12 protein-coding genes, 1 pseudogene and 1 riboswitch are annotated in these 12,256 nt (G+C 39.1%); of the genes and pseudogenes, 3 read left to right on the top strand and 10 right to left on the bottom strand.

Features of this window, described 5'->3' with window-relative positions:
* Positions 1-30 precede the first annotated feature (30 nt).
* A riboswitch (TPP riboswitch) is annotated at positions 31-133 on the bottom strand.
* An 81-nt stretch (positions 134-214) separates the two neighbouring features.
* From cbpD to F9B91_RS05125, 8 genes are all read right to left on the bottom strand, one after another.
* Complete coding sequence (gene cbpD / locus F9B91_RS05160) at positions 215-1,333, bottom strand: choline binding-anchored murein hydrolase CbpD (RefSeq protein ID WP_150922682.1); 1,119 nt, start codon at positions 1,331-1,333, stop codon at positions 215-217.
* A gap of 89 nt (positions 1,334-1,422) precedes the next feature.
* Positions 1,423-1,689 carry a Veg family protein gene (locus F9B91_RS05155; RefSeq protein WP_001278169.1) on the bottom strand — a complete coding sequence of 89 codons (267 nt, stop codon included), beginning with the start codon at positions 1,687-1,689 and terminating at the stop codon, positions 1,423-1,425.
* Between the two features lies 1 nt (position 1,690).
* Positions 1,691-3,043 (bottom strand): replicative DNA helicase, encoded by a 1,353-nt coding sequence (gene dnaB, locus F9B91_RS05150; protein ID WP_049543256.1) that lies wholly within the window; start codon positions 3,041-3,043, stop codon positions 1,691-1,693.
* Positions 3,044-3,086: 43 nt separating this feature from the next.
* Complete coding sequence (gene rplI, locus F9B91_RS05145; RefSeq protein WP_000864214.1) at positions 3,087-3,539, bottom strand: 50S ribosomal protein L9; 453 nt, start codon at positions 3,537-3,539, stop codon at positions 3,087-3,089.
* The gene (locus F9B91_RS05140; RefSeq protein WP_049543258.1) at positions 3,536-5,509 is read right to left on the bottom strand and encodes a DHH family phosphoesterase; all 1,974 of its coding nucleotides are present in this window, start codon (positions 5,507-5,509) and stop codon (positions 3,536-3,538) included. The genes rplI and F9B91_RS05140 overlap by 4 nt, the downstream gene beginning before the upstream one ends.
* Before the next feature lie 135 nt (positions 5,510-5,644).
* Positions 5,645-6,193: a ribosome hibernation-promoting factor, HPF/YfiA family gene (gene hpf / locus F9B91_RS05135; RefSeq protein ID WP_000599100.1), complete on the bottom strand. Its 549-nt coding sequence runs from the start codon at positions 6,191-6,193 to the stop codon at positions 5,645-5,647.
* A gap of 79 nt (positions 6,194-6,272) precedes the next feature.
* Entirely contained in the window at positions 6,273-6,935 is a 663-nt protein-coding gene (locus F9B91_RS05130) for a ComF family protein (protein WP_049543260.1), read from the bottom strand.
* Positions 6,932-8,230: a DEAD/DEAH box helicase gene (locus F9B91_RS05125; RefSeq protein WP_150922681.1), complete on the bottom strand. Its 1,299-nt coding sequence runs from the start codon at positions 8,228-8,230 to the stop codon at positions 6,932-6,934. The genes F9B91_RS05130 and F9B91_RS05125 overlap by 4 nt, the downstream gene beginning before the upstream one ends.
* A gap of 56 nt (positions 8,231-8,286) precedes the next feature.
* On the opposite strand from F9B91_RS05125, the gene F9B91_RS05120 reads away from it, so the two are divergent.
* The 3 genes and pseudogenes from F9B91_RS05120 (at position 8,287) to cysK (ending at position 10,134) form a co-directional block, all read left to right on the top strand.
* The gene (locus tag F9B91_RS05120) at positions 8,287-8,922 is read left to right on the top strand and encodes a YigZ family protein (RefSeq protein ID WP_150922680.1); all 636 of its coding nucleotides are present in this window, start codon (positions 8,287-8,289) and stop codon (positions 8,920-8,922) included.
* 93 nt (positions 8,923-9,015) lie between these two features.
* Positions 9,016-9,111: pseudogene (locus F9B91_RS12160) on the top strand (PH domain-containing protein); the annotation flags it as partial.
* Between the two features lie 96 nt (positions 9,112-9,207).
* A complete protein-coding gene (gene cysK, locus F9B91_RS05115) occupies positions 9,208-10,134 on the top strand; it encodes a cysteine synthase A (RefSeq protein ID WP_150922679.1) in 927 nt (308 codons plus the stop codon).
* Positions 10,135-10,256: 122 nt separating this feature from the next.
* On the opposite strand, the gene tsf is transcribed toward cysK, so the two are convergent.
* Both tsf and rpsB read right to left on the bottom strand, forming a co-directional pair.
* Positions 10,257-11,297, bottom strand: coding sequence for a translation elongation factor Ts (gene tsf / locus F9B91_RS05110; RefSeq protein WP_000808070.1), 1,041 nt, complete (start codon positions 11,295-11,297; stop codon positions 10,257-10,259).
* A gap of 79 nt (positions 11,298-11,376) precedes the next feature.
* The gene (gene rpsB / locus F9B91_RS05105; protein WP_049543268.1) at positions 11,377-12,156 is read right to left on the bottom strand and encodes a 30S ribosomal protein S2; all 780 of its coding nucleotides are present in this window, start codon (positions 12,154-12,156) and stop codon (positions 11,377-11,379) included.
* Between the last annotated feature and the right edge of the window lie 100 nt (positions 12,157-12,256).

The following is a 12,256-nucleotide window of genomic DNA, read 5'->3' as shown; positions in this document are numbered from 1 at the left end:
AAACCTTTACCATATATGTAAAAGGTGCAGAATAGACTAAGTATCGTTCCCTACGCTGGCATTACCCAGATCAGGTGCGGTCGAAGTTTAACACTTCCTCTCAGACTGTACACAGACTCCCATATATTATATGGACATATGATAGCGCAAAACCAAAAGAATGTCAAGGAAACTGCTTACAGAAAAAGTAGGAAAAATTTCCTACTCCACTTTTCTATACTCGTTCTCCATCACTATTTACTCTATAACCATCCACTGTTGTATTGACAGCTAAGGCTCCTGAAGAGTAAGAATAATACCACTTACCAGATACTTGGTACCACCCCGTTTTCATTGCCCCTGAACTATCTAAATAATACCACAGACCATTTTCCTTTAACCAGCCTGTCTGCATTTCACCAGATGATTTCAAATAATACCAACTAGAACCATCTTTCAGCCAGCCTGTTGATTTAGACCCATTTGATTTAAAATGATACCAACTACCATTTATTTTCTTCCAACCGACAGTTGAACTGTTATTGGATCCATAGTTAGAGCTATTTCCTGATTGATTCTGATAATTCTGTGAAGAAGTCAATCCCTCTAGCTGGATATAGCGACGACTTCCATTATAAGCCGTATAACTCAACCACTTGTATCCGTCTTTTTCGAGAATTTGATCATAATGAACATTCTCCCCAGGATAATAGTAATCAATCGCAGTTGCGCTAGCTAGAGGCTGATTTTTGATAGCAGCCTTAGACTTGAAAAAATGTGTTCCTCCTGTTGAAGCTGAGGATTGACTATTCCCAACACTGCCACCAGGCAAATCTTTAAAATGAATAAACCCCGTCATAGTATTTGCCTTCACGATGCGCTTGTTGTAAGATTCCCTTATTCCATAGTTGTATTCTTCAATCTCAATCTCATCTCCTATTACATTTGACACCCAAGCAACATGACCATAAGTTCCTGCAGTAGACCAAGCAATAGAGCCAATCGTTGGTGTATTATCGACACGATAACCTTCACGACGAGCACGATAGCCCCATTCATTCGCATTCCCATAAGCAGCCGGAATCTCAAAACCATTGACATTACTCAAACGAAAGGCTGCAAAAGAAGTACACTGACGAGAATACATCCGCCACTTATCAATCTCCTGGCTCCCATTTTTATAATGAGCAGGATAATCATCCCCACGCGCAATCGATCCATTTCCTCCGGAATAGGCATATACACTATTACCCGCTGCTAACATCAATCCTACTACTAAAAAGGGAACAACCTTTTTAGCTGATTTTCTGAAAGAAAATCTTGTCTCTGCTACTTTAAATGGTGAAATTTTCATTCTTCCTCCTTGAAAAATAATATAAATCGAAGATTACCTTCACTTAAACTATTCGGAGAAAAAAAGAAAAAGTGAGAAAATTTCTCACTTTAGTCAAGATAATGAATCAAATTCTTTTCTGTAAGGATATCTGAGTAAGTAAAGGATTCAACGTAAACATTAGCTTGTTTATCTCCTTCAACGTTCCCAAATTCAACGATAAATAGGGATGGATAAACCTCAATTAGCTTACCCAATCTATTTTTTTGGCGCTTACGACCATTCTCCAAAGTCATTTCTACGACTTGTCCCTCATGTGCCTTGATTTCTTCTTTTATTTTTTTCATCTTGGCTACATCTGTAAATGCATCTGACATCTTATGCCTCCCTCTTTGAGATACTTGAAAATTTATTGTATTCTTTTTGGAAAATTAATTCCACCGTTCCACGAGCTCCACTACGGTTTTTCTCGATAATAACTTCTACCTTATTATTCGGTATGCCTTCCTCTTCTTCACCACCACGCTCATAGTAGTCGTCGCGATAAAGAAAGGCTACAATATCAGCGTCCTGCTCAATAGACCCAGATTCACGAATATCAGACAAGACCGGTCTCTTATCCTGACGTTGTTCTACACCACGAGAAAGCTGACTTAGAGCGATTACTGGAACCTTCAGTTCCTTAGCTAAAATTTTTAACTGACGTGAAATTTCTGAAACCTCTTGTTGACGATTTTCCCGACCAGTTCCCGTGATAAGCTGCAAATAGTCTATTAAAATCAAACCAAGATTTCCAGTTTCTTGAGCCAGTTTACGAGAACGAGAACGAATCTCTGTAATCCGAATTCCTGGCGTATCATCGATATAGATACTGGCGTTAGCTAGATTACCCTGAGCAATAGTATATTTTTGCCACTCCTCATCAGTCAATTGACCCGTACGGATAGAATGCGATTCCACCAAACCTTCTGCCGCCAACATACGATCCACTAGACTTTCCGCCCCCATTTCCAGTGAGAAAATAGCTACCGTCTTGTCCAACTTAGTCCCAATGTTCTGAGCAATATTCAAAGCAAAGGCTGTCTTACCAACCGCCGGACGGGCTGCTAGGATAATCAACTCCTCCTCATGAAGTCCAGTCGTCATATGATCCAAGTCACGATAGCCTGTCGCAATACCTGTAATATCGGTCGTTTGTTGCGAGCGAGCTTCCAGATTTCCAAAGTTGATATTCAACACATCTCGAATGTTCTTAAATCCACTTCGATTAGCATTTTCGCTGACATCAATCAGGCCTTTTTCTGCCTGAGCAATGATTTCATCAGCTGGTTGCGAAGCCTCGTAAGCTTGATTGACAGACTCTGTCAACTTGGAGATTAATCGACGTAGCATGGCCTTCTCTGCAACAATCTTAGCATAATACTCCGCATTAGCAGAAGTTGGTACAGAATTGACAATCTCAACCAAGTAAGACAGGCCACCAATATTCTGTAAATTACCTTGATTATCAAGAATGGTACGAACCGTTGTTGCATCTATAGCATCGCCACGATCGGATAAATCGACCATAGCTTGGAAAATCAAACGATGGGCATACTTAAAAAAGTCCCGAGACTCAATATATTCTCGCACAAAAACAAGCTTACTCTCGTCAATAAAGATAGCCCCTAAAACGGATTGCTCAGCTAAGATATCTTGAGGTTGTACTCGTAACTCTTCTACTTCTGCCATCAGACTTCCCTTCCTTTTACAATCTTGTCAAGAAAGTGTAAATTTACCCTTCTTTCACACGAAGATTGATCACACTTGTGATATCTTGATAGATTTTCACTGGCACATCAATCAAACCAACCGCCCGAATCGGAGCTTGCACTTGGATATGACGTTTATCAATCTTAATTCCAAATTGCTTTTGCAATTCTTCTGCAATCTTCTTATTCGTAATTGAACCAAAAGTACGGCCATCTGGACCAACTTTTTCAACAAATTCTACAACAGTTTCTTCTGCTTCAAGTTGGGCTTTAATTGCTTTTGCTTCTGCAATCATCTCAGCGTGAGCTTTCTCTTCAGATTTTTGTTTACCACGAAGTTCACCTACAGCTTGAGCAGTCGCTTCTTTGGCTAGATTCTTTTTGATAAGAAAGTTTTGTGCATACCCGGTTGGTACTTCCTTAATTTCGCCTTTTTTACCTTTTCCTTTGACATCTGCTAAAAAGATTACTTTCATTCTTCTTTCTCCTTTTCCTTTATTTCATTTAATACAATTTCTGTCAGTTTTTCACCTGCTTCTGACAAGGTTGAATCCTTAATTTGAGCTGCTGCCAAATTAAAGTGGCCTCCACCTCCCAGCTCTTCCATAATCCGTTGTACATTCAGCTTACTACGACTGCGAGCTGAGATAGAGATAAATCCTTGTGTATTCTTCGCAAGAACAAAACTCGCTTCAATACCTGACATAGCTAACATGGCATCTGCTGCCTTACTAATAACAACTGTATCATAACATTTCGAGTCCTTAGCCTCCGCTATTAGTACATCTGAACCTAATTTACGCCCCTGTAAAATCAGTTCATTGACCTCACGATATTCTTCAAAATCTGTTGCAGCAATCTCTTGGATAGCAATACTATCACTTCCTCTCGTTCTGAGATAGCTAGCAACATCAAATGTCCGACTAGTCACTCGTGAGGTGAAATTTTTAGTATCCAACATCATACCAGCCATTAAAACACTTGCTTGCATACGACTCAAACGATTTTTCTTAGAATTCTGGAACTGAATCAATTCCGTTACCAACTCACTGGCACTACTTGCACCACTTTCGATATAAGTAATAACCGCATTGTCTGGAAAATCCTGATCCCGTCTGTGGTGGTCAATAACAATGGTTTGAGTAAATAAATCATAAAAATCTTTTGATAGAGTTAAAGCTGTCTTTGAATGGTCTACAAGAATCAACAAAGAACGATTGGTCACCATCCCCATTGCATCCTTAACAGACAACAACTTCGTAACTCCTTCTTTTTCTAAGAATGCAACAGCTCGTTCAATATCTGGTGACATTTGATCTTCATCATAAAGAGCATAACTATTTTCTGTTACATTACTAGCAAATAACTGCATACCTACAGCAGAACCCAAAGCATCCATATCAAGATTTTTGTGACCAACTACAAAAACCTGATCTACACTTCTAATTTTATCTGAAATAGCTGTCATCATAGCGCGCGTACGTGTCCTTGTACGCTTGATTGAGGCAGCAGATCCACCACCAAAATAAACTGGATTTTTCGTTTCGTCATTCTCCTTGACAACCACTTGGTCGCCACCACGTACTTCAGCCAAGTTCAAGTTGAGCAATGCAACTTTCCCTATCTCATCATGATTTCCATCACCATAAGAAAATCCCATACTTAAGGTCAAGGGCAACTGTCTCTGTTTCGCCTCTTCTCTGAAAGAATCAATAACAGAAAATTTATCGTTCATCAATCCCTCAAGTACCGTGTAGTCCGTAAATAGATAAAAGCGATCCATACTTACTCGACGGGAGAACATGGCATGTTTACCAGCAAATTCTGAAACAAAATTGGCTACAAAACTATTAATATGACTGATATCAGACTCCGATGTTTCATCTTCTAAGTCATCATAGTTGTCAACGGAGACAATCCCAATCACAGGTCGACTCGTAACTAACTCAACAGTCGCTTCGTATTCTCCAGACACATCAAAGAAATAAAGAACTCCAGATACCTTGTCCATATGAACCGAATAACGGATTTCACCTAAGGTAGCATAAGAACCTGGATTCCCCACAGAAGCCTTTATAATTGTTTGAATTAATGCAACATCAATCTCGCCCACTTCATTAGTCAAAATCAATTCAGCGTAAGGATTGAACCATTCAACTTCACCTGACGATAAGTCTAGTTTAATAACTCCGACAGGCATCTGTTCTAACAAGGTTGTCAAACTATCTTCAGCTTGGTGGTTTACATACTGGATTTGTTCTACTTCACTCTTTGAGTAGTAGTCTCTCTGATGGATGAATAGTAAAATATATGAACCCAAAATAAGTAGCAAAAGAAATAGCGTTACCAGTGTATTCGTTACAAAAACAAGTTGCACAGATAGCACTCCGAACGCCACTATTCCTAATATTAAGGGGAAAATAGGACTTACATAAAATTTTTTCATTCCAAACCTCTTGGCACCCATTATACCATAATAACCACCAAAAAGCGACTTTTTAAAAGTGTAATCAGTAATTCTATCAATTATAAGAAAAAGGAGGTTTACAATTCAGTAAACCTTCCTTTACACATATTGAAATTAAGATTCTTTAACTTCTAACAAGCCAATCTCGCCATCCTCACGACGATAAATCACATTGGTTGTCTGATCTTCAACATCCACATAGATAAAGAAATCATGTCCCAACAAATCCATCTGTAGAATAGCTTCTTCCAAGTCCATTGGTTTTAAATCAATTTGTTTTGAACGAACAACTCTAGACTGGACAACATTTGGATCTTCCACCAAAGCATCTGTAAATAATTGACTAGTTGCTACCTTGTTTTTATTTTTACGCTCGATTTTTGTTTTATTTTTACGAATCTGACGTTCAATTTTATCGGTTACAAGGTCAATTGAACCATACATATCTTGAGACACATCTTCTGCACGAAGAGTAATTGAGCCAAGCGGAATCGTCACCTCTACTTTAGCCGTTTTTTCACGATACACCTTCAAGTTAACTCGAGCATCCAACTCTTGTTCAGCTTGAAAATACTTTTCGATCTTTTCGAGTTTAGAAACTACATAATCACGAATTGCTTCTGTTACTTCTAGGTTTTCACCACGGATACTATATTTAATCATATGAGTACCTTCTTTCTAAACATTTTTGTTTTTCTGATTTCATTATAACGCTTTCATTTTATTTTTGCAAATTTTTTCCTCATCTTACAAGGGAAAATGTTTTTACATCCTCAGCACCAGCTTCTTCCAACACCTTCTTCACACGATTTATAGTTGTTCCAGTAGTATAAATGTCATCTATAAGTAGGATTTTTTTAGGAATAGTGACTCCCCTTTTAATAAAGAAAGGAAGTTCTGTCCCCAAGCGTTCTGAACGATTTTTGGAAGAACTGGCCCGCTCTTCTCTCTTCTCTAGTAAGTCTTGAAAAGAGAACCCTGCTGCTTCAACTAAACCTTCAACCTGGTTAAACCCCCTCTCGAGCAATCTTTCAGGACTTAGGGGAATTACAACAAATTGATACTCTTTGTACTTTTTTAACTCCTCACTTAAATCTGAAGCAAAAACTTTTCTTAAAAGGAAGTCTCCATCAAACTTATACCGACTGAAAAAATCCTTCATAGCTTGATTGTAAGTAAAAATCGCTCTATGACTGACCTCAACTCCTTCTTTACACCAAAATTGACAATCTTGACACTTCGTTGACAAACCTGTTTTCATACAGTTTGAACAGTTCTCTTCTCCAATCCTCTCAAAAGTAGAATCACAATCTAAACAAAGACAAGAGACATCATTTTTCAGAAGTAAGAGACTACTAAAAGTTAAAACAGCCTTCATAGTCTGCCCACATAATAAGCACTTCATAGCCCCGCCTCCTTATTCATCTGCTGAATTTCCATAATTGCCTTCTTGATTGAAGCATTTAACCCATCATGGAAAAAAAGCAAATCTCCTGTCGGTCTGTCCATACTCCGACCGACACGTCCTCCAATCTGTATTAAACTAGACTTGGTAAATAGACGATGATTGGCCTCTACTACGAAAACATCTACACAAGGGAAGGTAACTCCACGCTCCAATATTGTCGTACTGATAAGTATTGTCAGTTCTCCATCTCGAAAAGCTTGTACCTGCTCTAATCGATCTTCCGTAACTGAAGACACAAAACCAATTTTCTCATGCGGAAATTCCTTCTGTAAGACTTCTTTTAATTGCTCCCCTTTCTTAATCTCTGAAGCAAAAATAAGTAACGGATAAGCTGTCTTTCTCTGCTTCTCAATATAAGACTTTAGCTTTGCTGATAACCGACTTTTCTCTAAACAGTGATTAAAATCGGATAACCAGACAGGTTTAGGAATAATCAAAGGATTTCCATGAAATCGTCTTGGCAAACTTAATCGTTTTAATTCTCCGATGCGAACCTTCCTATCTAACTCATCTGTAGAAGTTGCTGTTAAAAAGATTCTCAATCCATTCTCCTTTACACTATTCTTGACAGCATGGTAAAGCGTGGGATTGTCAACATAAGGAAAGGCATCTACTTCATCCACTATCAGCAAATCAAAAGCTTGATAAAACTTCAATAACTGATGGGTCGTCGCAACAACTAGTGGTGTTCGAAAATACGGCTCTGATTCTCCGTGTAGTAAAGATATCTCGCAAGCAAAATCCTGTTGCAGGCGCTTGTACAGCTCCAAACAAACATCTATGCGAGGACTAGCCAAGCATACTGCACCACCCGCATTGATCACTTTAGCCACTACTTGATAAATCATTTCTGTCTTTCCAGCTCCTGTCACCGCATGTACCAAGGTTGGTTCCTGCTTGTCTACAGCTTGAATTAGTCCCTCTGACACCTTCTCTTGAAAAGGAGTTAATTTACCGCGCCATTTGAGAATATCTTGCTTCGCAAAATCCTCCTGCGGAAAATAGTATAAAGCTTGATCACTCCTAACTCTCTTCATAATTAAGCACTCCCGACAATAGTAAGCACCGATAGGCAAATACCATTCTTCTAGAATAGTACTATTACAACGTTGACAAAAAAGTTTCCCCTTCTCCTTTCTCATTGCTGGAAGTTTCTCTGCCAACTGACGTTCCTCTTTAGTTAATTCATTCTCAGTAAACAAACGACCGAGATAATTTGGATTTACTTTCATACTTCTTTATTCGTAAAAACCTAGCGCTTTAGATGATTTTTTAGTACAATTAAATCATGGAATTTAGAACAATTAAAGAGGACGGACAAGTCCAAGAAGAAATCAAAAAATCACGCTTTATCTGTCATGCCAAGCGTGTTTATAGCGAAGAAGAGGCTCGAGACTTTATTACTACCATCAAAAAAGAACACTACAAAGCTACGCATAACTGCTCTGCCTTCATTATTGGGGAACGTAGTGAAATCAAACGGACAAGTGATGATGGTGAACCCAGTGGGACTGCTGGCGTTCCCATGCTTGGGGTACTAGAAAATCACAACCTCACCAATGTCTGTGTGGTCGTGACACGCTACTTTGGTGGTATAAAACTAGGCGCTGGAGGACTGATTCGTGCTTACGCCGGCAGTGTTGCCTTAGCCGTCAAAGAAATTGGCATCATTGAAATAAAGGAACAGGCTGGCATTGCTATTCAAATGTCTTACGCTCAGTATCAAGAGTACAGTAACTTCCTTAAGGAACATAATCTTATGGAACTTGAGACAAACTTTACAGATCAAGTCGATACGATGATTTATGTTAATAAAGAAGAAAAAGAAACTATTAAAGCTGCACTTGTAGAGTTTTTTAATGGAAAAGTCACTTTAACTGATCAAGGTTTACGAGAAGTTGAAGTTCCTGTAAATTTAGTGTAAATAATAGATAATACAGTGTTTCACTGATATCTTCACCGCTACTTTAATTAACAACATAAAAAGGTGCTTGCCAAGACCTACTAGAAAATGAAGAAATTCAAAAAGAAAACAGATATCGTTCCACTTTACACCTATTTACTAGAATTAGCTTATCACAATCGCTTGAAAATTAATGGCTTAGACCTGTGATATAAAAAAATCCTATCACTTTGATAGGATTTCTATATTTTACAAATGGTATAGTTAGCGTTATACTAGAAATATCTTATACAAAGAGGTATTCATATGTCTATTTATAACAACATTACTGAATTAATCGGACAAACACCGATTGTTAAACTTAACAACATCGTGCCAGAAGGGGCTGCGGACGTCTATGTAAAGCTTGAAGCATTCAACCCTGGTTCTTCTGTAAAAGATCGTATTGCTCTTAGCATGATTGAAAAAGCTGAACAAGACGGTACTCTGAAACCAGGTTCTACAATTGTTGAAGCAACAAGTGGAAACACTGGTATTGGACTTTCATGGGTAGGTGCTGCTAAAGGGTATAAAGTTGTCATTGTTATGCCTGAAACTATGAGTGTAGAACGCCGTAAGATTATCCAAGCCTATGGCGCTGAACTCATCCTCACTCCTGGTAGCGAAGGAATGAAAGGTGCTATTGCTAAGGCTCAAGAAATCGCTGCTGAACGTGATGGTTTCCTTCCTCTTCAATTTGACAATCCAGCTAATCCAGAAGTACACGAAAGAACAACAGGAGCTGAGATATTAGCTACTTTCGGTAAAGATGGATTAGATGCCTTTGTTACTGGAGTTGGTACCGGTGGAACAATTTCTGGTGTTTCTCATGCCCTCAAAACAGCAAATTCAAGCATTCAAGTTTTTGCGGTAGAAGCAGATGAATCTGCTATTCTATCTGGTGAAAAACCTGGCCCTCACAAAATTCAAGGTATCTCAGCTGGATTTATTCCTGATACACTTGATACAAAAGCCTATGATGGTATCGTTCGTGTAACATCAGACGATGCTCTCGCACTCGGCCGTGAAATTGGTGGAAAAGAAGGATTTCTTGTAGGGATTTCTTCAGCTGCAGCTATCTACGGAGCCATCGAGGTTGCCAAGAAATTAGGTACAGGTAAAAAAGTTCTTGCTCTAGCACCAGATAACGGTGAACGTTATCTCTCTACAGCACTTTATGAATTTGAAGTGTAGTCTCCTAAATGCACTTAGCCCTTTTTATAGGGCTTTTTATTTATATCTTGAAAAGTAGAATTCTTTCCCTATAGGAATCTACTGCATAGAAAAAAGGAAGCTAAAGTGCTTCCTTTTTATTATTAGTTATTCAAGGCTGCTGCCATTGTAGCTGCAACTTCAGCTTCGAAGTCGTTTGCAGCTTTTTCGATACCTTCACCAACTTCAAAGCGAGCAAACTCAACTACTGAAGCGTTAACTGATTCAAGGTATGCTTCAACTGTCTTGCTGTCATCCATGATATATACTTGCGCAAGAAGTGTATAAGCTTGGTCAACTTTAGTGTTGTCAAGCATGAAGCGATCCATTTTACCTGGGATGATTTTGTCCCAGATTTTTTCTGGTTTGCCTTCTGCAGCCAATTCAGCTTTGATGTCAGCTTCAGCTTGAGCAATAACATCATCAGTCAATTGAGCTTTTGATCCATACTTCAAGTGTGGAAGAGCTGGTTTGTTAACCATTGCACGACTTTCATTGTCTTGGTCGATTACGTGGTTCAACTGTGCTAACTCATCTTTAACGAATTGCTCATCCAATTCTTTGTAAGAAAGAACTGTTGGTTTCATCGCTGCGATGTGCATTGACAATTGTTTAGCAAGTGCTTCGTCTCCACCTTCAACAACTGAAATAACACCGATACGTCCACCGTTATGTTGGTAAGCTCCAAAGTGTTGTGCGTCTGTTTTTTCAATCAATGCAAAGCGACGGAATGAGATTTTTTCTCCGATAGTTGCTGTTGCAGATACGTATGCAGCTTCAAGAGTTTCACCTGAAGGCATTGTCAAAGCAAGTGCTTCTTCATTATTAGCAGGTTTTCCTTCAGCAATAACTTTAGCTGTAGTATTTACCAATTCAACGAATTGAGCATTTTTCGCAACGAAGTCAGTTTCAGCGTTTACTTCAATAACTGCTGCAACATTACCGTTAACATAAACACCCGTCAAACCTTCTGCAGCAACACGGTCAGCTTTCTTAGCTGCCTTAGCCATACCCTTTTCACGAAGCAATTCAATCGCTTTTTCGATGTCACCGTCTGTTTCTACAAGCGCTTTTTTAGCGTCCATAACACCGGCACCAGATTTTTCACGCAACTCTTTTACAAGTTTAGCTGTAATTTCTGCCATTTTGATTCTCCTATATTTTTTTAAAAATAGGAGAGCCGGGCTAAGCCCCGCCCTCCTAGGTAATTACTATTTATATGAATTAAGCGTTGTTGCCTTCTACAACTTCAACGATTTCTTCAATTGAATCTGCTTGAGCTTCAGAAGCTGCAAATTCTGCTTCAACTGCTGTTGCATCTTCACCTTGACGTCCTTCGATGATAGCGTCAGCCAATTTAGCTGTGATCAATTTAACAGCGCGGATAGCATCATCGTTAGCTGGGATGATTACATCGATATCATCTGGATCAGTGTTTGTGTCAACCATCGCTACAACTGGGATTCCCAATTTCTTAGCTTCTTTAACAGCGATTTGCTCTTTATGTGGGTCAACTACGTACATAACATCTGGGATACGAGGCATGTCTTCGATACCACCCAAGAATTTTTCAAGACGTGCACGTTGTTTGTTAAGAAGTGCAACTTCTTTCTTAGGAAGAACTTCGAAAGTTCCATCTTCTTCCATACGTTTGATTTCTTTCAAACGAGCGATACGTTTTTGGATTGTTCCCCAGTTTGTAAGAGTTCCACCCAACCAACGGTGGTTGATGAAGTATTGACCTGAACGTACTGCTTCTTCAGCAACTGCATCAGCTGCTTGTTTCTTAGTACCAACGAACAATACAACTGCATCGTTAGCTGCTGCATCACGCATGAAATCGTAAGCTTGGTCAGCGTATTTTACAGTTTGTTGCAAGTCGATAACGTGGATTCCGTTACGTTCAGTGAAGATGTATTTAGCCATCTTAGGGTTCCAGCGACGAGTTTGGTGACCAAAGTGTACACCAGCCTCAAGAAGTTGTTTCATTGAAATTACTGCCATGAGTATTTCTCCTTTTTGTTTTTTTCCTCTTCTTGACTTCAACTCGCAAAACGACCCAAGGGCAACTGTTTCACAATTCATCAAGAATGAGTATTATCGT

The organism is Streptococcus mitis (genome assembly GCF_008763935.1).
Lineage (GTDB): Bacteria > Bacillota > Bacilli > Lactobacillales > Streptococcaceae > Streptococcus > Streptococcus mitis_DB.
The sequence above is the reverse complement of the archived record's forward strand: the minus strand, read 5'-3'. Positions and strand labels throughout refer to the sequence as shown.